The sequence below is a fragment of the Bifidobacterium sp. H6bp9 genome (assembly GCF_032193695.1).
Taxonomy (GTDB): Bacteria; Actinomycetota; Actinomycetes; order Actinomycetales; family Bifidobacteriaceae; genus Bombiscardovia; species Bombiscardovia kimbladii.
In genome coordinates, this window is the sequence record NZ_JASTZY010000001.1 from 254,682 (window position 1) to 276,111 (window position 21,430).

17 protein-coding genes and 1 pseudogene are annotated in these 21,430 nt (G+C 62.2%); 2 read left to right on the forward strand and 16 right to left on the reverse strand.

What is annotated here, in order from left to right; all coding sequences use genetic code 11:
* Positions 1-8: 8 nt before the first annotated feature.
* Both QRX40_RS01010 and QRX40_RS01015 read right to left on the reverse strand, forming a co-directional pair.
* On the reverse strand, positions 9-986 hold the full coding sequence (locus QRX40_RS01010) for an ABC transporter permease (protein WP_313835715.1): 978 nt from the start codon (positions 984-986) through the stop codon (positions 9-11).
* A gap of 2 nt (positions 987-988) precedes the next feature.
* The gene (locus QRX40_RS01015; protein WP_313835716.1) at positions 989-2,635 is read right to left on the reverse strand and encodes an ABC transporter substrate-binding protein; all 1,647 of its coding nucleotides are present in this window, start codon (positions 2,633-2,635) and stop codon (positions 989-991) included.
* A gap of 145 nt (positions 2,636-2,780) precedes the next feature.
* On the opposite strand from QRX40_RS01015, the gene QRX40_RS01020 reads away from it, so the two are divergent.
* Positions 2,781-3,578 carry a type III pantothenate kinase gene (locus tag QRX40_RS01020; RefSeq protein ID WP_313835717.1) on the forward strand — a complete coding sequence of 266 codons (798 nt, stop codon included), beginning with the start codon at positions 2,781-2,783 and terminating at the stop codon, positions 3,576-3,578.
* Here the strand turns inward: QRX40_RS01020 and QRX40_RS01025 are convergent.
* The 12 genes and pseudogenes from QRX40_RS01025 to QRX40_RS01080 form a co-directional block, all read right to left on the reverse strand.
* Entirely contained in the window at positions 3,535-5,637 is a 2,103-nt protein-coding gene (locus tag QRX40_RS01025; protein ID WP_313835719.1) for a beta-galactosidase, read from the reverse strand. The genes QRX40_RS01020 and QRX40_RS01025 overlap by 44 nt on opposite strands.
* Positions 5,638-5,747: 110 nt before the next feature.
* Positions 5,748-6,500 (reverse strand): pseudouridine synthase, encoded by a 753-nt coding sequence (locus QRX40_RS01030; RefSeq protein ID WP_313835721.1) that lies wholly within the window; start codon positions 6,498-6,500, stop codon positions 5,748-5,750.
* 6 nt (positions 6,501-6,506) lie between these two features.
* Positions 6,507-8,399, reverse strand: a complete 1,893-nt coding sequence (gene glmS / locus QRX40_RS01035) for a glutamine--fructose-6-phosphate transaminase (isomerizing) (protein WP_313836341.1) — start codon at positions 8,397-8,399, stop codon at positions 6,507-6,509.
* A 97-nt stretch (positions 8,400-8,496) separates the two neighbouring features.
* Positions 8,497-9,309 (reverse strand): amino acid ABC transporter ATP-binding protein, encoded by an 813-nt coding sequence (locus tag QRX40_RS01040; RefSeq protein ID WP_313835723.1) that lies wholly within the window; start codon positions 9,307-9,309, stop codon positions 8,497-8,499.
* 16 nt (positions 9,310-9,325) lie between these two features.
* The gene (locus QRX40_RS01045) at positions 9,326-10,300 is read right to left on the reverse strand and encodes an amino acid ABC transporter permease (RefSeq protein WP_313835725.1); all 975 of its coding nucleotides are present in this window, start codon (positions 10,298-10,300) and stop codon (positions 9,326-9,328) included.
* A 109-nt stretch (positions 10,301-10,409) separates the two neighbouring features.
* Positions 10,410-11,348: an ABC transporter substrate-binding protein gene (locus tag QRX40_RS01050; RefSeq protein WP_313835727.1), complete on the reverse strand. Its 939-nt coding sequence runs from the start codon at positions 11,346-11,348 to the stop codon at positions 10,410-10,412.
* Between the two features lie 278 nt (positions 11,349-11,626).
* On the reverse strand, positions 11,627-12,103 hold the full coding sequence (gene smpB / locus QRX40_RS01055; protein WP_313835729.1) for an SsrA-binding protein SmpB: 477 nt from the start codon (positions 12,101-12,103) through the stop codon (positions 11,627-11,629).
* 93 nt (positions 12,104-12,196) lie between these two features.
* Complete coding sequence (locus tag QRX40_RS01060) at positions 12,197-13,585, reverse strand: CHAP domain-containing protein (RefSeq protein ID WP_313835731.1); 1,389 nt, start codon at positions 13,583-13,585, stop codon at positions 12,197-12,199.
* 87 nt (positions 13,586-13,672) lie between these two features.
* The gene (gene ftsX / locus QRX40_RS01065; RefSeq protein ID WP_313835733.1) at positions 13,673-14,596 is read right to left on the reverse strand and encodes a permease-like cell division protein FtsX; all 924 of its coding nucleotides are present in this window, start codon (positions 14,594-14,596) and stop codon (positions 13,673-13,675) included.
* 770 nt (positions 14,597-15,366) lie between these two features.
* A pseudogene (gene ftsE, locus QRX40_RS01070) lies at positions 15,367-16,398 on the reverse strand (cell division ATP-binding protein FtsE); the annotation flags it as partial.
* A 97-nt stretch (positions 16,399-16,495) separates the two neighbouring features.
* Positions 16,496-17,629 carry a peptide chain release factor 2 gene (prfB, locus tag QRX40_RS01075; RefSeq protein ID WP_045924723.1) on the reverse strand — a complete coding sequence of 378 codons (1,134 nt, stop codon included), beginning with the start codon at positions 17,627-17,629 and terminating at the stop codon, positions 16,496-16,498.
* A gap of 107 nt (positions 17,630-17,736) precedes the next feature.
* Positions 17,737-17,868, reverse strand: a complete 132-nt coding sequence (locus tag QRX40_RS01080) for a hypothetical protein (protein ID WP_255297770.1) — start codon at positions 17,866-17,868, stop codon at positions 17,737-17,739.
* A gap of 146 nt (positions 17,869-18,014) precedes the next feature.
* On the opposite strand from QRX40_RS01080, the gene dapD reads away from it, so the two are divergent.
* Positions 18,015-18,974 (forward strand): 2,3,4,5-tetrahydropyridine-2,6-dicarboxylate N-succinyltransferase, encoded by a 960-nt coding sequence (gene dapD / locus QRX40_RS01085; RefSeq protein ID WP_313835736.1) that lies wholly within the window; start codon positions 18,015-18,017, stop codon positions 18,972-18,974.
* A 19-nt stretch (positions 18,975-18,993) separates the two neighbouring features.
* Here dapD and QRX40_RS01090 read toward each other — a convergent pair whose 3' ends face one another.
* Positions 18,994-20,283, reverse strand: coding sequence for a citrate synthase (locus tag QRX40_RS01090; protein ID WP_313836343.1), 1,290 nt, complete (start codon positions 20,281-20,283; stop codon positions 18,994-18,996).
* 350 nt (positions 20,284-20,633) lie between these two features.
* Positions 20,634-21,410, reverse strand: a complete 777-nt coding sequence (gene map / locus QRX40_RS01095) for a type I methionyl aminopeptidase (RefSeq protein WP_029678693.1) — start codon at positions 21,408-21,410, stop codon at positions 20,634-20,636.
* Positions 21,411-21,430 lie beyond the last annotated feature (20 nt).

The window sequence follows — 21,430 nt, forward strand, 5'->3', positions numbered from 1 at the left end:
CCAACTCATCAGGCAGCCACCTCCTGTCTGGCCGCACCTCGAAAACGCGGATCGATCAGCCTATGAATAACGTCCACCAGCAGTCCAAGGAAGAGGAAGAAGGCCGCCAGCAGAAGCAGCTCGGACTGAACGGCCGGAAGATCCCGGTTGCCCACATCGGTGATCAGCATGGAGCCCAGTCCCGGCAGGGCGAACAGGTTCTCGCTGACCATGACCCCGGTGATCATCTCGGCCATGGTCAGCCCGACCACCGAAACCAACTGGGGAGAAGCCAGCCGCAGACCGATGCGCAGGGCGGCCTGGGTTCTGGTCATCCCGCAAGCCATGCCCATGTCCACATACCCCGAAGAGAGCATGTCGCCCAGCAGGGAGCGGGTGTACCGCATGATGCCGGCGCCCACGATGATGCCGGTGGACAGAGCAGGCAGAATCAAAGCCGCCAAGGCCTGACCCGGCTGAGCCCAGCCGAGAGCAGGAAAGCCCTGGGAGGGCAGCAGACCAATCAGGCCACTGCCCTTGGCGAAGAGCATGATCAGCAGCAGTCCTGACCAGAGGGCGGGTACGGATCCGCCCACGATGGCGGCCATGTGGCTGAAGGACTGCATCCTTGGCGAGCGCGCCAGAGCGGCCGCACAGCCCAGGGGAATGCCCAATAGCAGGGCCACACCCAGTCCCAGAAGAATCAGCGGGAAGGTGATCTGGGCCCGGATACCAACCTGGGAGGCGATGGGACGGTTGGTCAGAATGGACCTGCCCAGATCCCCTTGCAGAAAGCCGCTGATCCAGTCCAGATACTGCCTTGGGTAAGAGCGGTCCAGGCCCATCTGCCGACGCAGCCGGTCAACACGCACAGGCGGAGCATCCAGCCCGGCCATGACGGCGGCCACGTCACCGGGCAGGATGCGCAGTGCCAGGAAGATCAGCAGGGAGATGCCCATCAGCGCCAAGATGAAGAGCACCAGGCGCCGCACTAGGAATTTGGCCATGGCTATCCCCGCCTGTAGGTCACGCCGGACAAGGGCATGAGGGACTGGTTCAGATCGACCGGGAAGCCCTCCAACCCCGTCCGCCAGGCCGTGGTCACCCGGTAGTTGAAGAGCCAATCCGCCGCCGCATCGTTGCTGACAATCCGGGCGGCTTGGGCCAGGAGCCTGTCGGAGTCATCGGCGGAGGTCGTGGCCATGGCCTGCCTATAGAGCTCCTGGACCTGACGATTGTCATAGTTGTAGTAGTAGCCGGGGTTGGCCCACTGATGGAAGTCGTGGCTCTCGCCATGATCCACCAGAGACAGGTCATAGTCCTTGTTGACATGGACGTCCTGGAGCCAAACCGAGAACTCCACTACCCGCACATCCAGGTCGATGCCCACCTGACGCAGCTGCGAGCGCAGCTGATCGCCCAACTCGCTGCCGTAGGTGTTGGCGTAGGTCAGCCGCAGCTTGAGCCGGTGACCGGGACCGTACCCGGCTTGGGCCAGAAGCCGCCGCGCCTGCTCAGGATCGTGGGGGTAGAGCCCTGTCAGATCCTGATAGCCGGGATCCAGGGAGGGTATGGGGCCGCCCAGAGCCCTGTCCGATCCGCCCCGGGAGGCGATCAGCTGCCGATGGTCGATGGCATGGCGGATGGCCTGCCGCACCAGCGGGTCGGATGTGGCGGCACCCTTGCCGTTCATGGCCAGAACGTACTTGTCGGTGTCGTCGCCCGCCTTGACCTGGAAGTCGCGGCTGTTGCGGAAGGGACTGGCCAGGTTCTCGGTGACCGGAGCCAGCACCTGCACATCCCCGCTGCGCAGGGCGTTGACGGCAGCGTTGTCGTCGTTGAGGTAACGGATGACGATGGTTGGCGTCTTAGGCTTGTCGCTGCCCCAGTAGTGCGGATCGGCCTTGAGGGTGACCGAGTCGTTTGGCCGGAAGCTTTCCAGCAGGTACGGGCCGGATCCCACGGCCTGGGTCTTCATGTCGTAATGAGCACGACGGTCAAAGACCAGGCCAGCCCGGCCGCTCAACTGCCAGAGCAGGTCCTGGTAGGGTCTGGACAGCGTCAGGCGCACCGTCAGAGGATCTGTGGCCTCAACGCCCTGGAAGCCTTCCAGCATCTCGCTGCCCTGATAGTGGCCTGCCATGAGCCCGCGAATGGAGTCGACCACGTCCTGGGCCCGAAGAGCATGACCGTTGGAGAAGCGGATGCCCTCATGCAGGTGGAAGGTGTAGACCAGGCCGTCCTCGGAGACATTCCAGCTCCTGGCCAGCCCTGGGCGCACCTGGTTCCGGGAATCCCGCGACACCAGGCCCTGATAGACATTGCCGATCAGAAGCTGATCCAGCGCCGTACCCGACTGGTTGCGGATGTCCAGATTGGTGGGAGCCAGCTTGAGCCCCACCGTGACCGTGTCCGCAACGGTTCCTCCCTCGGCCTGGCCAATAGGTCCACGATGCCCGGTCCACAGGGAGAGTGCCAAGGCCAGGGCCAGCAGGAGACTGAGCAGCTTCCAGGGCAGGGTGTTGCCGCCCGACCTCATAGGCCTGATCCTGGCGTTGAGTTCGGGGTCAGTGCTTGGGCCTGGCTCCTGGGCCGCCTCTGTATCTGCTGCGGTCACGCTGCCATGGGCATGCGTGCCGTGTCGATCTGCGTTCATTGACGAATCCTTATGCTGTGGTTGACCGCCATTCTGGTCGATCACCGCCCACCAGCATACTCCCCGAAGCCATCACCCAGGCTTATGCGCTTAGGATGGATTCGGAAAGCGCCACGCGCCCGGACAACGGCAGGGAGGAAGAGACATGCTGCTGGCCATCGACATCGGCAACACCAACATCGAGGTCGGATTCATGGAGGGCGACCAGGTCGCCGCCTCCTACAGGCTGACCACAAGGATCGACCACACGGCCGATGAGTTCGGACTTCTGCTGGGGCAGCTCATGGCCCTGGCCGGCTACAAGACTGCGGATGTGCAGGATGCCATCATCTCGTCGGTAGCTCCCGCGGTCATGCACGCCGTCAGGTCCTGTCTGATCCGTTTCTTTTCCATCGACCCCATGGTGGTGGGCCCTGGCGTGAAGACGGGCATGAACATCCGTCTGGACGACCCGCGTTCCCTGGGCGCCGACTGCCTGGCTGACTGCGTGGGCGCCTTCCACCGCTACGGAGGGCCTGTACTGGTTATCGACTTCGGCACGGCCACCACCTTCAACTATGTGGATGACAGGGGCGCCATCCGCTCAGGCCTGATCGTGCCAGGCATCCGTTCAGGGGCCCAGGCCCTGGCCGGTCAGACCGCCCAACTTCCCCAGGTGGAGATCACCCGCTCTCAGACCATCATGGCCACGGGTACCAGGACGGCCATGCAGGCCGGGCTCTATTACAACTTCCTTGGCGGCCTGGAGCGGATCGTCCGCCAGTACCGCAGCGAGATAGGCCGGGACTTCCACGTGGTGGCCACGGGCGGCATGGGTCGTACCTTCTCAGAAGACACCGATCTGATCGAGGTCTATGATCCCGAGTTGATCTTCGCCGGCATGTACAGGATTCACCAGCTCAATGCCGATGGCCGACCACACGCTGCACCAGCGCGCCATTGACCTGCAGACTGGCCTGCTTGCCCTCCCCGTCAATGCCGGCCAGCGAGCCCACCAGGATCTGGCCCTCCAGCTGAACCTGCACTGGATGTCTGGACCGGTTGAACAGAAAGACAAAACGCGTCCGATCATCCTTACTGACTCGCTCAACTCTCAACAGATCAGGGTCTCCATGGGCCGATCGCATATCGGCGACATCCAGGGCCTCCAGCAGGGCAGGAAGAACCTTGGCCAGATCCTGGGCATCCAGACGGCAACCCAGGTAGGCGGCCTTGCCATGACCCCAGTCATGGACGGTCATGGCCGGCATGCCATCCATCCCTGTCCATGGATCCGCCCGGTAGCTTGTCAGGACCTTGGTGCCCTTGTCCAGGTGACCGATGACATCGGCCCAGTCGTGCGCCGTGACCCCGTTGGTCAGGTCCAGGTGATCCAGCAGGCCAGGTGCGCCGGGAGCCATGGGTGCGAACTCCTCAACCGACAGACCCAGCAGGTCCCGAAGCGGCCCCGGATACCCACCGGTCCATACGCGGTCCTGCTCGTCGGCGATGCCGCTGCCCCAGGTGACGATCAGCCGCCCTCCACTGTGTACATACTTGTGCAGCCGCTTGGAGAGGTCAGCGTCGATCAGGTAGAGGGCTGGCAGGACCACCAGCGGATACTCCTCCCATCCGGCCCTGACCGGCAGGACATCGGGCCGGATGGCGTTGTCCAGAAAGGCCCGGTACCAGACCGGCGGCTCCTGGCCATGCTCGACCCGGTCGCTGGGCGATGCTGCCTGGGAGCTGGCCCACTGGCTTGCGTAGTCGAAGACCAGGGCCACCGGGGCCTTGGCCAGCGTACTGCCGGCCAAACCAGCCTGCGAGAGTCCCTGCAGGTCCCCTCCAAGCTGGCAGACGTCACGGAAGACTGCCGTGTCCTCGCCGGCATGAGGCAGCATGGCCGAGTGGAACTTTTCCGCGCCAGCCCGGGACTGCCTCCACTGGAAGTAGCAGATGGCATCAGCACCAAGCGCCAGATGAGCCAGGGAGTCGCGCTCCAGCTGTCCGGGCTCCTTGCGGGGGTTGACCGGCCGCCAGTTGACCGCCGAGGTGGACTGCTCCATAAGCCACCAGGGACGCCGGCGGGCGATGGAATCCACCAGGCTGGAGGAATAGGCCAGCTCCTCCAGATGATCCCTGCCAGGCGTCACATAGTGGTCGTTGGCCACAAAGTCCACCTGGTCGCCCCAGTCGTCATAGTCCAGTGCGAATCCGTCGGCGCTGACCATGAAGTTGGTGGTCAGGGGGATGTCCGGGGTGATCTCAGCCAGGGTGTCCCGCTCGGCCATGTAGAAATCCTTGAGGGCATCGGAGCTGAATCGCTCGAAGTCCAGCATGCGGCCCGGATTCTGAAAATTCCCCTGGCCGATGAAACGCGGTGGCAGAATCTGCGAGAAGTCGCTCAGCCTCTGTGACCAGAAATCCGTGCCCCAGGCGCGGTTGACGGCCTCGATGTCCTTGTAGCGGCGGCGGCACCAGCGCTGGAAGGCCCGCATGGCATCGTCGGAATAGTCGAAGCGATTGTGGCAGCCATACTCATTGCCCACATGCCAGGCCACCAGATAGGGGTTGTCCCGGTAGTGCTCGGCCATGGCCCGGCAGAGTTTCAAGGCGTAGGACCGGAAGACCGGCGAGGTGGGCCGCCAATGCTGCCGGGCCCCGGGCCAGACCGTGTCGCCTCGCTCGTCCCTGAGCAGAACCTCAGGATGGGCCTGGGTGAGCCAGAGCGGCGGCGAGGCCGTAGCCGAGGCCAGGTTGACCCCGATGCCCGCCCGGCCCAGCTTGTCGATGATCCGGTCCAGCCAATCGAAATCGAAAACCCCCTGGCTGGGCTCTATGCGCGACCAGGAGAAGACCGCCAAGGCCACCACGTTGACCCCTGCCTTGGTCATCAGCCTGATGTCCTCATCCCATGTATCCTCAGGCCACTGGTCGGGGTTGTAGTCGCAGCCGTACCAGAGGGACTGCTGACCCTTGAGATGCTTGGGCCATCGATAGGGCCGCCGTGTCGGTTTGCTCATGGGTAGAACCTCCTGGTCCGTCTCGACTCTCGGACAGGGATGCCTGCCGCGTCCACGTCGTCCCGCGGCTCGGGGATCCCCTGACCATTATGTCTTACCAGTCTGACTGTTCAGGCTTTTCCTTGAGGCTCCAAGGGAACGGAAGAGGTGAAAGTTCGATCAACCCCGGTTAAGGGGTCCGTGAATTCCAAGCGACGGGCCACCAATTGCAGTGGTCTGGAGAAATCGTCATAGGCCCGGGACTGGATTCGGGGGTAGAGATCGTCACCCACTATGGGCAGCCCCAGAGCGTTCATGTGCACACGAAGCTGGTGGGTCTTGCCGGTCTTCGGGTAAAGGGTGTAGGTGGCCAGGCATCCCAGGCCCGCCGTCAAATCGATCCGAGTAACCGCATTGACAGGCCCTCGCTCCTCCCAGGCCTGGAGAACCCCACGGCGCTTGATCATCCTGGAACGGCGCTCCAGCGGGAAGACCCGGGGCGAATCCAGGTGTCGCACAGTGCCGGTCCGCGGACGCACTATGGGTCGCACCGGCGCCAGGCACTGGTAGACCTTGCGCACGCGATGCTCCTGGAAGAGCATCTGATAGGCCCGCCTGGCAGCCGGATCTCGAACCAGGACCAGCACGCCTGCCGTGGCCCTATCAAGCCGGTGGGCAGGGATGATGTCGGGCTCCCCGTAGAGCCGGCGCATTCGGACCAGCACAGTACTGGCGTACCACATCCCTCGAGGCATAGTGGCCAGAAAATGGGGCTTATCGACCACGATGATGCGCTGGTCCTCGTATATGATTCGGGGTTCGAAGGGGATCTGCGGCTCCTCCAGGACCATCCGGTGCCCCCGCTGCCCGGACCCGACAGCCATGGGATCCTATTCCACCGTGACCGACTTGGCCAGATTGCGGGGCTTGTCCACATCCAGACCCTTGAGCCGGGCCATGTCCAAGGCGAACAGCTGCAGGGGGACCACGTCCACCAGGGGGCTTAGCAGGGTTGGGCAGGGCGGCCTCCAAAAGACCACGTCAGCATAGCGGTCGGCGTCCGGGTCGCCCTCCTCGGCCACGACAATGGTGAAGGCGCCACGGGCCTTGACCTCCTCGATGGCCGAGATGACCTTGTCATGCAGCACATTGCGGCCCCGTGCGCTGGGCACGATGACTACCACAGGCTCCCCCGGCTCCACCAGGGCGATAGGCCCGTGCTTGAGCTCGCCAGCGGCGAACCCCTCGGTGAAGATGTAGGCGATCTCCTTGAGCTTGAGCGCCCCTTCCAGGGCCACCGGATAGCCCACATGCCGCCCCAGGAAGAGGAAGGAGCGGGCCTTGGACATGCGCTGAGCCGTCTGTCTGATGACCTCGGCCTGTCCGTCCAGCACCTTCTGGATCTTGGCCGGCATGGCCTTGAGGCTGTCGATGGTCTGGTGGATCTCGTCTCGATACATGGTCCCCTTGACCTGGGCCAGGTAGAGACCCAGCAGGTAGGCCGCCACGATCTGGGCCAGGAAGGCCTTGGTGGAGGCCACAGCCACTTCGGGGCCGGCGTGGGTGTAGAGCACAGCGTCGGACTCCCTGGGGATGGTGGACCCCTGGGTGTTGCAGATGGCCAGAACCCGTGAACCCTGCTCGCGTGCGTGGCGAAGCGCCATCAGCGTATCCATGGTCTCTCCTGACTGGGATATGGCCACGACCAGGGTGCGCGGGGTCAGAATGGGATCACGGTAGCGGAACTCATGGGCCAGCTCGACCTCCACCGGGATGCGGACCCAGTGCTCGATGGCGTACTTGGCCACCAGCCCTGCGTAGGAGGCCGTTCCGCAGGCCACAACGATGATCTTGTCGATCTGGCGGAAGACCTCCTCATCGATATGAACCTCGTCCAGATCCAGGTCGCCTGACTCGTCGTACCTACCTAACAGGGTGTTGGAGACCGCCGCAGGGTCCTCGTGGATCTCCTTGTCCATGAAGGAGTCCCATCCGCCCTTTTCGGCGGCCGAGGCATCCCAGTCGACGGTATAACGACGGGGATGCTCCACCGGGTGCCCTTGGAAGTCGGTGACCTTGACCTGGTCCGCGCTGATGCAGACGGCCTGGTCCTGCCCCAGTTCCATGGCCTGGCGTGTATAGGCTACGAAGGCCGCCACATCGGAGCCCAGGTAGTTCTCCCCGTCTCCCAGGCCGACCACCAGCGGCGAATCGTGTCGGACGCCCACCACCAGATCAGGCTGACGTGAGTCCACAGCCAGGATGGTGAAGGCTCCTTTGAGCATGCGGGCCAACCGCCTGATGGCCTCGAAGATGTCGGGCTGGCCGGTGGCATCGACGATCTCCTGGGCAATCTTGCCCAGAAGCTTGGCCGCCACTTCGGTGTCCGTGGAGGACACGAAGGTGTATCCCTCGGTCTCCAGGTCCAGCCGCAGCCTTGAGGCGTTCTCGATGATCCCGTTGTGGATCAGCGCGACCTTGCCGTCACGGCTGGTGTGGGGATGAGCGTTGACATCAGTGGGTTCGCCATTGGTGGCCCAGCGGGTGTGCCCGATGCCCACGGTGGCTTCGGGCATGGGCTTGGTCTTCAGATCAGCAACCAGATTGCCCAGGCGCCCCGCCTTCTTGCGTATGGCCACCTGCGTCATTCCCGGGGCAGCAAGAGCCACTCCAGCCGAGTCATAGCCCCGGTACTCCAAACGCTCCAGACCCTTGAGGCAGACCTCCAAAGGCCTGCCGCAGGCCGTCCGCACTGATCCCGCATAACCGACGATTCCGCACATGGACCCCAGTCTAACCATGGGAGTTCCGCCGTCGCCTGTCCGGAAAAGCTTCTTGCCGGAATTTCTACAACCTGAACAGGGCCTGAGCCTGCTGAGCCTAGAGTACGGTATGCAAGAATTCAGCGAACCTCTCGGAGTGCGGATGGTCGATGATGTCAGGGCCTCCCTGCTCCACCACGACTCCCTGATCCATGAAGACGATCTGCTCGGCCACCTCGCGGGCGAAGCCCATCTCATGGGTGACCACCACCATGGTCATGCCCTGTTGGGCAACCTGCCTCATGACCCCCAAAACCTCTCCCACCAGCTCAGGATCCAGAGCTGAGGTGGGCTCGTCGAAGAGCATGATGTCGGGGTGCATGGCCAGGGCTCGCGCGATAGCCACACGCTGCTGCTGACCGCCGGAGAGCTGGGCAGGATAATAGTCCATCCTGTCCTCCAGCCCTACACGTTCCAGCTGGGCCTGAGCCTCCTGGCGGGCATCGGCCTTGGGAACCCGGCCCACATGGACCGGCGCTTCCATGACGTTCTCCAAGGCAGTCATGTGGGGGAAGAGGTTGAAACGCTGGAAGACCATGCCGATCTTGGATCGCTGCCTGGCAATAGCCTTGTCATCCAGGGTCTGCAGCACAGAACCTTTGCCGGTACTGATTTTCCTGTATCCGGTCAGCTCGCCGTCCACATAGATTTCGCCTGCTGTGCGGGTCTCCAGCTGGTTGATCAGCCGCAGCAGGGTCGACTTGCCTGAGCCGGAAGGCCCCAGGACGGCCGTTACCGTGCCGGGCATGACTTCCAGATTGATCCCCCGCAGTACATGCTGGTCGCCGAATACCTTGTGCACATTCCTGATGACAATAGCCGGATTCCTATTGACTTGCCCATTTTTCCTGGTCTGCCTGTCCTCGTCCATGATTTTCCTCCTGCGCTCAGGCGTTCAGCCCGGCCATCATGACCTTGTTGACCTTGTCAGTTTCCTGACGGGTCTGCGGGTCCTCGCCATCCTTGCCGTCCTTGTCCCCCGACCCTGCCAGGGGCCGCGAGTCGAAGCCCTTGCCGTAGTGCTTCTCCAGCTGGGCCTGGATGACCATCAGAACGGAGGTGATGACCAGGTACCAGATGCAGGCCACGATCAGCAGCGGGATGGTCTTGTAGATGCGGTTAGCGATGGCGTTGGTAGCGAACTGGAGCTCCAAGGTGAAGGGCACGGCAAGGGCCAGGGATGTGGTCTTCAACATGCCGATGGTTTCATTGCCGGTAGGCGGCACGATGATGCGCATGGCCTGAGGCAGGACGATTCGCCGCATGATCATGGACGGGGGCATGCCCAGAGCCTTGGCGGCCTCCTCCTGGCCGGGGTCCACAGCCTCGATGCCGGCGCGGACGATTTCGGAAAGGTAGGCAGCCTCGTTCAGTCCAAGCCCCAGAACCGTCGCCACGGTGGCGTTGAGCACGGTCTTGGTGTCGATGCTCCAGAACTCCGGCCCGAAGGGGATGCCTATGGCCAGCTTGGGAATCAGCACGGAGAGCAGGCCCCAGAAGACCAGCTGGGTATATACAGGAGTGCCGCGGAAGAACCAGATGAAGAACCAGCTGACCCAACGCAGGACCGGATTGGACGACTTGCGCATGACCGCCAGGATGATGGCCAGGATTGTGGCCAGAACCATGGCGTAGACGGTCAGCAGAAGGGTCCACTTGATGCCGTCCAGGACATGCTCGTTGAAGAGATACTTCCAGACCGTGGGCCAATCAAAGTTGGGATTGGTCACCATGCCATGGATCAGCATGGCCACGAAAACGGCCACGATGACGGCGGCCACGATCGGCCCCGGCTTGCGCACCGGCCTGGCCTCTATTCTGCCGGGGATCTGAATCTGGTCCGTCCCCTTCTTGGTATGCATCTCCTGCTTCCTTCCGCACCGCTGAACGTATTCAGGCCCAGCCTATCCGGCCGGGCCAACCGCTAGGCGCAGACCGGTTGTCGAGCCGACCCGCGCCTAGAGGCCTGTCTCAGTCAGAGACCGCAGGGTTGATCTCCGCCTTTTCGACTGCCCCGCTCTGGACGCCCCAGTTCTTGAGGATCTTGGCATAGGTGCCGTCGTCGATCAGCTTCTGGAGCGCCGCCTGAGTGGCTTCAGCCATGCCGCTGCCCTTCTTCAGAGCGGCGCCTTGCAGGACGATGTCGGTATCCTTGCCCAGCTTCTCCAGCTGGCCGTCGGTCTGCTTGATGGCATATCCGGTCACCTGGGAGTCGGCGTAGAAGACGTCGATCTTGCCGTTGACCACCGCTGTGGCGGCATCGGTCTGCTGCTTGTAGGACTGCACATCCACCGGCTTCTTGCCCTTGGCCTTGCACTCGGCCGAAATCTTGTCGGTCGCCTGCTGCTCTTCGATGGTGCCCGTCTGCACACCGACCTTGACGCCGCAGATGTCGTCAGGATTGATCTTGTTGGGGTTGCCTTTTTTGACTGCAAAGGCCGTGCCTGCCTTGAAGGTAGTGACGAAGTCAACCGACTGCATCCGCTCCTTGGTGATGGTGAAGCTGGAGATGCCCGCGTCGTACTTGCTGCCGATGGCCGGGATGATGGTATCGAAGGAAGCGCTGACCATCTCCCCCTTGAGCCCCATCACCTTGGCGATGGCGTTGGACAGGTCGATGTCATAGCCGATCGGTGTCTTTCCGTCCTCATTCATGAATTCACCCGGAGCATACGAGGTCTCCATGCCCACAGTCAGCTTGCCGTCCTTGGAAACCGACTCGGGCACCTTGGCCGCGATGGCCGGATCCTTTTTGATGCCACTGACGTCAAAAGCCGCCGGATGGGAACTTGTTGTGGACTTGCCCGACGCATTGTTGCTGTCCGCCTCGTCGGTGGTTCCGCAGGCCCCGAGGGAGGCCAGCAGGGTGACACTCAGAGCCGCCGCCAGCACCGCCTTGATCTTGCCCATGTCTCTTCTCCTCTTCCGGACCGCCCGAGGCGACCCTCCGTATCCCTTGATCGACATGCACTATTATGCACACATTTGTATTTTTATGCATCCAGCTGATTGTTGACCACCTGTTGCAGTTTGTTCTGCAGGGCAGATTTTGGCTCCAGCTCAAGCTTCAGAAGCTTATAGAACACTGCCAACCGTCTTAGCTCCGGGCGTGTCGATCTGCATAGTGCAAGGAAATATCAGGAGGCAGCCGGCCTATCCGAGAATCAGAAAGTGCATCAGCAGGCGTCTCAGCCCCGACGGTTCCGGTAGCGCATGGCCCTTTGGGCCTCGCGGCGGTCCTGCTCCTCTCGCAGGGACTGACGCTTGTCATACTCGCGCTTGCCTCTTGCCACGGCGATCTCCACCTTGACTCTGCCATCCTTGAAATACAGGCTCAGGGGGACAATGGTGTAGCCCTTGGCCTGAATCTGCCGCTCCAGGCGAATGATCTGCCTGGCATGCAGAAGCAGCTTGCGCTTGCGCTTGGGGGCATGGTTGTTCCAGGTGCCGTTGAGATATTCAGGGATATTCGCGTTCTCCAGCCAGACCTCGTGGCGACGGTCGATGCTGACGAATGACTCGGACAGGGAAGCCCGCCCTTCGCGCAAGGACTTGACCTCAGTCCCGGTCAGAGCGATGCCTGCCTCATACCGATCCTCGATCTGGTAGTCATGACGAGCCCTGCGGTTCTGGGCAATCATCGACGTGCCGGTCTCCTTAGCCATGATGTTCTCCTCCGGACCATGCCGATCATGTCGCCTGGTAGGCCGGACGGCTAGGAGTGGCGTCCCAGGTGGCGGACCTGGTCCGCTTCGATGTCAGTAATGGATGTACTGGTAGTTGCCGGCCCCGTAAACCGTCTCATAGGCGGGGAATGAGGCAAATCCAGTGCCTCCTTCGGAGATGAGCACCGATCCATCTGCATTGACCCGCTCGACCACAGCCACATGGCCATAGGTCCAGTCGGCGTTCCAGTAACCGACCCGCTGGCCACGGGCGAAGACCATGGCGGCTCCGACGTGTGGAGTGTTGTTGACCAAGTAGCCCAGACTGCGTGCGGTATTGGCCCATTCAGCCCCGTTGCCCATGTAGGATCCCACAGGAAGGGACAGCTGCGAACGGCGGATGTAGGCCCAGAGGGTGCACTGACGGGCGGGATAAGCGCTGCCGCCCACCGAGTTGCCGGTGGGATGGCCGTAGCAGAACCCAGAACCCTCAGGGCAGCTGCCAGGTACCCCGTAATTCATGCCGGAGGCACCTCCACCGCCCCCGTTGCTCGGCGGAGCCTGCTGCGGAGCCGGCGATGATGCGGAGCCGCCACCGCCGACCTGCTGGGCGCCGCCGGCATGGGGATCGGCCCCGCCACCGGCATTGCCTGTGTTGAGGGAATCGATCATAGACTCGGTGGCCACGATATCAGCGGCCTCACGGGCCGATTGCGTGGTCAGGGCAGCCTTCTGCCCCTCCAGCTGCTTGCGTGCTGCAGTTCCCTGGTCGCGCAAGGCCTGCAGACTGTCCTGCTTGGCCTGCGCCGCAGCTGCCGCCTGCTGGGCTGCCGCCTGCTGCTGGTCGGCCTTGGCCTTCAAGGTGCTGATCTGCTCCTCAATGGCCTCGAGACGCTGCTTGCGATTCATGGACGAATTGAGGGTGTTGGCGGCATCATTGGCCGTGTTGGCCTCGGATCGGGTCACGGCTGCATCGGACTGCATCTTGTCCACAAAGTCCTTGGTGCTGGAGGACTTGGTCACCACGTCCATGACCTGGGAGGCCTCAGAGCCGTGGAAACTCTTTCTCGCCATCTGCGCCACACCGGCCTTGGCGTCGTCATAGTCGATGCCGGTCTGACGGATCTTGGCCTCCAGGTCGGCACGATCCTTGCGGGCCGCCTGCAGTCGGTCATTGGTGGCCTGAACCAAACTGTCGGCCTGCTCGGCCTGCTGCTGAGCTTCGACAGCACTCTGCTGGGCCGCCGGGATCTGGTTGGCAGTCAGATCGCTGAGACTGAGAATCTGGTTGGCCAGCTCGCTGTTGACACCCGCCAGCTTGCTCTTCAGAGCCTCATGGCTCTGTACCTTCTGCTGATAGCTACTCCAATCAGCCCGGGCCGGTGCGGGGGCCACTGTCAACCCCAGGATCCCACCGCCCAGCATCATGGCCAACGACCCCACCAGGCCGCAGATGGCTTCCAAGTGCTTCGTACGATTCATGGTCAAGTCCTCACTATCACTTATCCATGCTAGTCATCATTATGGCAGAGTTCGGGCCCATAAGGACAATCGGCCCGTCGCTGCGGATCAGGTCCTCAAATACCGCCGCAGGGAGATGGAAGAAGCCAATGCGGACAGAAGCATGGCCCCCAGGATCAGCGCCGGGGCCATGAGCAGGACCGTGGACTGGTCCACGTAGGGTATCCACTGGACCGTCCGGGCCAGCCAATCCGTGATGAAAAGCTTGACGATGGCGCTCAGAGCGCCGACAGCCAGAAGAGATCCCAGCAAGGACGCCACCACGCCCTCCAGGATGAAGGGCAGTCGTATGGTCCAGTTGGAGGCTCCCACCAGTCTCATGATCTCGGTCTCGTTGCGACGCGAGGCTGCGCTCATCCTGATGGTGGTGCCAGTCAGCAGGATGGCTACGATCACCATGACTACAGCCAGGACCAGGGTGACTGCCGTAGCCCTGTTTAGGATCTTGAAGACCGGGTCGAATATCTGACGCTGGTCGGACACCTCCTCAACGCCGTCGCGTCCGGACAGCACCTCGGAGACCACCTGGTACTTGGTTGGATCCTTGAGCTTGAGACGCAGGGAGGCCTGCATGTCCGCTGCGGTCATGGTCCTTCCCTCGTATGTGCCGTTGGGGTACTGCTTGAGGAAGGTGTTTTTGAAGAAGTCCTCCCTGCTCTGGTAGGTGATTTTTGCCACAGAGTCGCGCAGCTCGGTATTGATGGTGTTCTCCAGCTTGACGATCTCGGCGTTGGTGGGCGCCTTGCCGGTCGCGCAGGATGCCGCCTGGCTGGCGCCGTCCGGGCATAGCCAGACCACCACCTCTACTTGGTCGTACCAGTCCCCCTTGGCCTTGCTGATCTGGGCCTGCATGAGTCCCGATGCGCCGATGAAGAGGAAGGAGATGAACGTGACCAGCATGACCGAGAGGATCATGGAACCGTTGCGCCGCAGGTTGTCCCAGGTGCTGGAAAGGATGAACCGCAGTCTCATCGTGCCGCCTTCTTCTTGTCATGACGCTCGTCACGAGCCTGTGCGCCGCTCTTTTGCTGGGACTTCCTGGCCGCCTTGGGAGCTTCAGGGGGAGCGGGCGGGGCCGGCGGGGCCCCCATGGACTCGGCATCGTGAGACTCAACATCATGATCTATTTCATTCGTCGAGTCCTTTTTACTGGTCCTGCTCTTGCCGGAGGGTTCTTTTGAGGATTGCGCGCCGTCCTGCTTCATTCGGACCGCAGCCTGACCGGATTCGCCGGTCCGTTGGGCTGGGCTGGAGACATCGGGCCTCTTGAACTGTTGTTCACGATCAGAAGCCTCAGCAGAGGATTCCTTCAACGGTTGGCGGTTTTTGACTTTGTCATCTTTCTTGGGCCCGCCTTGACCATGGTCATGATTGTGATCGTCATTCGCGAGACCCTTGCGGTCACGACCTGGGTTCCTATCCTGCTCTCGACTGCCCGCATCTTCGGGCCGCGGAGCAGCTTCCGAACCACGAGCGAACTTCCGAGACTTCCTGGAGGCTGCAGGTTCTGCAGGTTCTGCTTGGGGACGATTCCCGGATTCGGCGCGATCAGTTCCTGCCTTGCACTGGTCTTTGTCACCGGAACCTTCACTCGACTGACCCGGTCGATCCTGGCTGCCCTGAGACACCGGTGCAGGTCTGCGGAATCGTTCGTCAGAATCGGAATCGGCCTTCCGATCGGGCTGCCCCGCAGAGGCTTCTTCATGCTGACTGGAATCTTCCTGCGCAGACTCAAGACTGCCCAGGCCCTTCCCCCAGGTCAGGGTGTCCTCCACCGAGGTGAAGACCTGCCCATAACGTCCTGTCCTCCCCGAATGCATGGACTTGGCCAGCCGTGCGATTCCATCATCGCCATACTGACCCTGGTCGACGGCCTGTGCCGCCGCCTGGACCACCTGCTTGGCCCCCTTGGTTCCATCCGCGATGGGTTCGGTAGCCGAGCTATTCCCATCCTGCACGACAACCTGCACCGGACGGCGCCCTCCAACACCAACCTCACGAGCACGGTCCAGGGCATCGCCGTCGGCGGGATCCCCGATGGCATGATGGGAGCGCGCCGCAACCTCGGCATCGGGGAAGAAGCGCGAAGAATCGTAGGAGCCGTGGGCCTCGTCGCGCATGATCCGACCCGTATGCAGCTCCACCACCCGCTTGCGCATGGAGTTGACGATCTCCTCGTTGTGGGTGGCCATGACCACGGTGGTGCCGGTCCGGTTGATGGCATCCAGAACCTCCATAATGCCCAGGGAGGTTGTGGGATCTAGATTGCCTGTGGGCTCGTCAGCCAGCAGGATTTCCGGATTATTGACGTAGGCGCGGGCCAAAGCCACCCTTTGCGCCTCGCCGCCGGAAAGCTCATGGGGGTAGTTTTGCTCCTTGCCCGTCAGCCCCACGGTCTTGAGCACCTGAGGAACCAGAGTCTTGATGGTGGATCGACGAGCGCCGATGACTTCCAGCGTGAAGGCCACGTTCTGCCATACAGTCTTGTTGTTGAGCAGCTTGTAATCCTGGAACACAAAGCCGATGGAGCGCCGATACCCGGGAATCTCACGGTTGCGCAGGCGTCGCAGATCGTTGCCGGCCACGCGGATCTCCCCCTCGGTGGCCTCCTCCTCGCGCAGAAGCAGGCGAAGCAGGGTGGTCTTGCCCGACCCGCTGGCGCCCACAAGGAAGACAAAATCCCCACGATCGACATCCAGGTTGATGTCATCCAAGGCGGGACGGGACCCCTTGGGGTAGATCTTGGTCACGTCCTTGAGCGAAATCAACGCCATTGACTCTCCGTTCCTCGGTATTCCCCTACAGAGGCTATCAAGAAGACCGACACTACACACTCATGAAACACCGACCCGGATGAGGCCGAGCGCAGGTTTATTTGCTGGCTTCCTCCTCACGGGCCTGAACCCGCTGCTGATGCCGCCAACGGATGCCGGCCTCTATGAAGGCATCGATGTTGCCGTCAAAAACGCCCTGGGTATCAGAGGTCTCGTATCCGGTGCGCAGATCCTTGACCATCTGGTAGGGATGCAGGACGTATGAGCGCATCTGATCACCCCAGCTGGCCTTGATGTCGCCGGCCAGCTCCTTCTTCTTCTTGGCCTCCTCTTCGTGCCGCAGCACCAGCAGGCGGGACTGCAGAACGGCCATGGCAGCCGCACGGTTCTGGATCTGGCTGCGCTCATCCTGCATGGTGACCACGATGTTGGTCGGCAAATGGGTAATGCGCACGGCCGAATAGGTCGTGTTGACACCCTGGCCGCCGGGGCCGGAGGAGCAGTAGGTATCCACTCGGATATCCGAATCGGGGATGTCGATGTGGTCGGTTGGCTCCACCAGGGGGATGACCTCGACGGCGGCGAAAGAGGTCTGCCGTCGCCCCTGGTTGTCAAAGGGCGAGATCCGCACCAGACGATGGGTGCCGCCCTCCACCGACAGCCGACCGTAGGCGTAGGGGGCATCCACCTGGAAGGTGGCTGACTTGATGCCGGCCTCCTCTGCATAGGAGGTATCCATGACCTTGGTGGAGAAGCCGTGCCGCTCAGCCCACCTCATATACATGCGCAGGAGCATCTGGGCCCAGTCGGCCGCGTCCACCCCGCCGGCGCCAGAGCGGATAGTGACCACGGCAGCACGCTCGTCATACTCCCCGTCCAGCAGGGTCTGGATCTCCATATCGGCCAGGTCGGACCTCAACGAGTCGATCTCCTTGCGGGCCTCCACCAAGGTGTCCTGATCATGCTCCTCCTGACCCAGCTCCTCCAGAGCCTGGACATCCTCCAGCCGGGAGGATGCGGACTCCAGATGCTTGAGCTGGGATTGCAGGGCCGAGAGCCTGCTGGTCACCTTCTGGGCGTTCTCCTGGTCGTCCCAGAGTCCGGGCGCGCTGGCCTGACGCTCCAGATCAGCAATCCGCGAGCGCAAACCCTCCGGGTCCAGCGCCTTGGAAATCATCTCGTACTTGGCCTTGGCCTGATCCAATGCTTGGGCAAAATCCATCTCTGCCATACCGTCTCACCGCTTTCCAGACCGGCTCCACGCGAGTCGGTCGCCATCTTCATTCCCATTTGCCTTTGCCTGTGACGGCCGGATTCCCGCCGACCGGACGGACCGGGTCAAAGGCCGCTGAAGATGGCGGGAATGACAAGACTGGCCAGCAAAGCCACGGCAATGACCAGGCAGACCGCCCTGGCTGTGTTGCGGCGCCGACGTTCCCGGCGCTCGCGCTCATGACTGTAGGCACTCATAGTTGATAATTTTACCTATCGGCTGGGACCTGGCTGGCGACCATCCAGACCCGACTGTCGGACGGACCGTCTCTGTTTGAGCGTCGACCGGTTTATCCTGTAAGACAGCTTATGCCAATACGAGAGCACCGCCTGAAGGAGGAACGATGAGCACAGCACGCACCGCATGGGGTTGGGGCCTGGCCAGCCAGGACGAGCAGGGCCGGACCCTGGACGTCTGGTACCCCAAGGCCGAGATCTCGACGCCGCCGACCCCGGCAAGCCGTCCCAACCACGGCTTTGGCGACCAAGTCAACAGCCAGCCGGATGCCCGCGGCATCCGAAAGGTTCCGGTCTTCACTGTGGCCGATCTGGATGGCCCGATAGCCAATGCAGCCGATGCCTATCTGCGGCTTCATCTGCTCAGCATGCGCCTGGCTCCTCCCAACAGCATGAACCTGGACGGGATCTTCGAACAGCTCAACACGGTGGTCTGGACCAACTACGGACCCTTTGCCGTTGAGGACTTCGCCCTGCGCAGGTCAGCGGTCATGGCTGCAGCCAGCCGGTCCATGCCGGGCATCCCGGTGACACAAGTAACGGTGCTGAGCGTGGACAAGTTCCCCCGCATGGTGGATTATGTGGTTCCCGAGGGAGTGCGCATCGGCAACGCCGACCGGATTCGGCTCGGCGCTCATCTGGCGCCGGGAACGACGGTCATGCATGAGGGCTTCGTCAATTTCAACGCTGGAACTCTGGGCCACTCCATGGTCGAAGGACGGATCTCCCAGGGAGTCGTGGTCGGCGACGGTTCGGACATCGGCGGCGGAGCCTCCATCATGGGCACCCTGTCCGGCGGAGGCCGCCATCGGGTCTCCATCGGTCAGCACTCCTTGCTGGGAGCCAACGCCGGCATCGGCATCTCCCTGGGCGACGACTGCGTGGTTGAAGCCGGGCTCTACGTCACCGCTGGCACCAAGATCGGCCTGGGCGACCAGGAGGTCAAGGGGGCGGAACTCAGCGGACGGGATCATCTGCTCTTCATCCGCGACTCCCGCACGGGCCAGGTCAGAGCCCTGCCTCGCAAGAAGGGGATCGAGCTGAACGAGCGGCTGCACGCCAACTGAACCCAGGCAGCCATAGGATTCAGCGCTGCTCTATGGGCAGGTAGTCGCGTGGCCCCTGACCGGTATAGACCTGCCGGGGTCTACCGATTTTCGTGTCAGGATCGTCCAGCATCTCCCGGTACTGGGCGATCCATCCGGGGATGCGACCCAAGGCGAAGAGCGTGGTGAACATCTCCGGATCGAAGCCGATGGCGCGGTAGATGAGCCCGGTGTAAAAATCCACGTTGGGATAGAGGTGCCGCTCGACGAAGTAGTCGTCATGCAGGGCCAGGTCCTCCAGCTCCAGGGCCACGTCGAAGAGCTCTGCGTCCTCGGCGTTCCTATCCTGGTAGGGCTCGTCCATGAGTTTGTAGAGCCACTGCTTGGCTATTGCCGCGCGCGGGTCATAGGACTTATAGACCCGGTGGCCCAGACCCGCGATTTTCCGCCCCACGTTCTTGGCCTGGTCCACATAGCCTCGCACGCCCAGACCGGAATCCCTTATGTTCTTCAGCTGGCGCAGCACGGCCTCGTTGGCGCCGCCGTGCAGGGGGCCTGACAGGGTATTGATGCCGGCGGCCACCGCAGAATACAGATTGGCCCGGGCCGATCCGGCAATCCTCACCACTGAGGTGGAGCAGTTCTGCTCATGGTCGGCATGGATGATCAGGAGCTTGTCCAAGGCTTGCACCTTGAGAGGATCGGCCTGATAAGGCTGGTAGGGCACGGCGAAGCTCATCCGCAGGAAGTCCTCCACATAGCCCCAGGTCCTGTCCGGGTAAAGCAGGGGCTGGTCGCGGCGACGACGGTGGATTAGAGAGACGATGGTGCGCACCTTGGCCATGATGATGGCGCTGGCCTCCTCCAGCTGATCAGGATCATCAACATTGCAGGTGTCGGGGTGAAAGCCTGCAAGGGCGTTGACCGCTGCGGCCAGCACACTCATGGGATGAGCCTGGCGGGGGAAGGATGAGAGCAGATGGCGGAAGTCCTCCCCTACGACTGTGTAACCCAGAACATGGCTGCGGAACTGCTGGTACTGCTCGGCATCAGGCAGCTCGCCATGGGACAGCAGCCAGGCCACTTCGAGAAAATTGGACTGGGCGCACAAGTCCTCTATGGCATAGCCCCTATAGCGCAGTATGGATCGCTTGCCGTCAATGAAGGTAATTCCCGAAACGCACTGAGCTGTGGTCTGAAATCCGGGATCGAGCGTGACCCATCCGTCATTGCGCAGGGAGGAGACCAGAATGCCGTCGGGCCCCTCGGTGGCGCGGACCAATGGCAGATCAACCTGGTCGGAACCGATGGACAACCGTGCTGTAGACACCACGCACCTCCTGTCAATCAACCAGTGAGGTGCCAGTGAGAGTCGACGGCCATGCCGAATCAGGCTACCGGCACCTGTACCGGCGTGGAATTGCCGACATGCTAACAGAAACAATCACGACTTCGATTACCGGTTTGTAACCGCAAGCAGGAATCCGCCGCCTCTACCCACGATGCGCAGGTCCAAGCCAGTGCCGTCTTTGCTCCCGCACCAGCTTGCGGGCACAAGGCCAATGAAGCAAGTGCAGGTATCCAACAAGGTCGGCATCAAAAAGGGATCCAAGAGCATCCACATTGTGGACATTCCTAGATCCCTTATAGTCCTGATTCGGCCTCGGACAGCCTTCTGGCTCAGTCCCTGGTCGTCAGGATGACAGGTCCCTGCTCGGTGATGGCGATGGTGTGCTCGCTGTGGGCGCCGCGCGATCCATCTGCAGAACGCAGGGTCCACCCATCCTTGGGATCCTGGTAAATCTGATCGGTGGTCGCTAGGAACCAAGGCTCAATGGCGATGACCAGACCCGGGCGCAGCTTGTAGCCGTGATGGGGAGTGCCGTCGTTGGGCACATGGGGATCACCATGCATGATCCGCCCTACCCCGTGTCCGCCGAACTCCAGGTTGACGCTGTATCCGTTTTCATGGGCAACCTCACCGACTGCAGCGGAGATGTCGCCTAGGCGGTTACCTGGCTGAGCCTGGGCGATGCCGGCCTTCAGGGCCTCTTCGGTGGTCCGAATCAGCCGCAGATCCTCCGGATCGGCATGCTCGCCCACAACGAAGCTGATGGCCGAGTCGCCTACCCAGCCGTCCACGTTGATGGCCAGATCGAGGGAGAGCAGGTCGCCGTCCTTGAGGTTGTAGTCATAAGGCACCCCGTGCAGGACGGCATCGTTGACGGATAGGCAGATGTAGTGGGCGAAGGGTCCGGTGCCGAAATCAGGCGCATAATCCACATAACAGGAAGTGGCTCCCTTGCGGGAGTTGATCCTGTCCTTGACGTAGTCGTCCAGCTCCAGGAGGTTGACCCCAGGTTTGCTCATGGCCTTGAGCTCCTTGAGGATGCTGCCGACAAACCTGCCCGCCGGCTTCATCTGTTCGATCTCCTGCTTGGTTTTGAGCTCGATCATCCTCTGCGTCCTTTCATGAT

What these genes read in the sequence shown, in the direction of transcription:
- QRX40_RS01010 (WP_313835715.1), bottom strand. Translation starts at nt 986, where the DNA reads ATGGCCAAATTCCTAGTGCGGCGCCTGGTGCTCTTCATCTTGGCGCTG.
- QRX40_RS01015 (WP_313835716.1), bottom strand. Translation starts at nt 2,635, where the DNA reads ATGAACGCAGATCGACACGGCACGCATGCCCATGGCAGCGTGACCGCA.
- QRX40_RS01020 (WP_313835717.1), top strand. Translation starts at nt 2,781, where the DNA reads ATGCTGCTGGCCATCGACATCGGCAACACCAACATCGAGGTCGGATTC.
- QRX40_RS01025 (WP_313835719.1), bottom strand. Translation starts at nt 5,637, where the DNA reads ATGAGCAAACCGACACGGCGGCCCTATCGATGGCCCAAGCATCTCAAG.
- QRX40_RS01030 (WP_313835721.1), bottom strand. Translation starts at nt 6,500, where the DNA reads ATGGCTGTCGGGTCCGGGCAGCGGGGGCACCGGATGGTCCTGGAGGAG.
- glmS (WP_313836341.1), bottom strand. Translation starts at nt 8,399, where the DNA reads ATGTGCGGAATCGTCGGTTATGCGGGATCAGTGCGGACGGCCTGCGGC.
- QRX40_RS01040 (WP_313835723.1), bottom strand. Translation starts at nt 9,309, where the DNA reads ATGGACGAGGACAGGCAGACCAGGAAAAATGGGCAAGTCAATAGGAAT.
- QRX40_RS01045 (WP_313835725.1), bottom strand. Translation starts at nt 10,300, where the DNA reads ATGCATACCAAGAAGGGGACGGACCAGATTCAGATCCCCGGCAGAATA.
- QRX40_RS01050 (WP_313835727.1), bottom strand. Translation starts at nt 11,348, where the DNA reads ATGGGCAAGATCAAGGCGGTGCTGGCGGCGGCTCTGAGTGTCACCCTG.
- smpB (WP_313835729.1), bottom strand. Translation starts at nt 12,103, where the DNA reads ATGGCTAAGGAGACCGGCACGTCGATGATTGCCCAGAACCGCAGGGCT.
- QRX40_RS01060 (WP_313835731.1), bottom strand. Translation starts at nt 13,585, where the DNA reads ATGAATCGTACGAAGCACTTGGAAGCCATCTGCGGCCTGGTGGGGTCG.
- ftsX (WP_313835733.1), bottom strand. Translation starts at nt 14,596, where the DNA reads ATGAGACTGCGGTTCATCCTTTCCAGCACCTGGGACAACCTGCGGCGC.
- prfB (WP_045924723.1), bottom strand. Translation starts at nt 17,629, where the DNA reads ATGGCAGAGATGGATTTTGCCCAAGCATTGGATCAGGCCAAGGCCAAG.
- QRX40_RS01080 (WP_255297770.1), bottom strand. Translation starts at nt 17,868, where the DNA reads ATGAGTGCCTACAGTCATGAGCGCGAGCGCCGGGAACGTCGGCGCCGC.
- dapD (WP_313835736.1), top strand. Translation starts at nt 18,015, where the DNA reads ATGAGCACAGCACGCACCGCATGGGGTTGGGGCCTGGCCAGCCAGGAC.
- map (WP_029678693.1), bottom strand. Translation starts at nt 21,410, where the DNA reads ATGATCGAGCTCAAAACCAAGCAGGAGATCGAACAGATGAAGCCGGCG.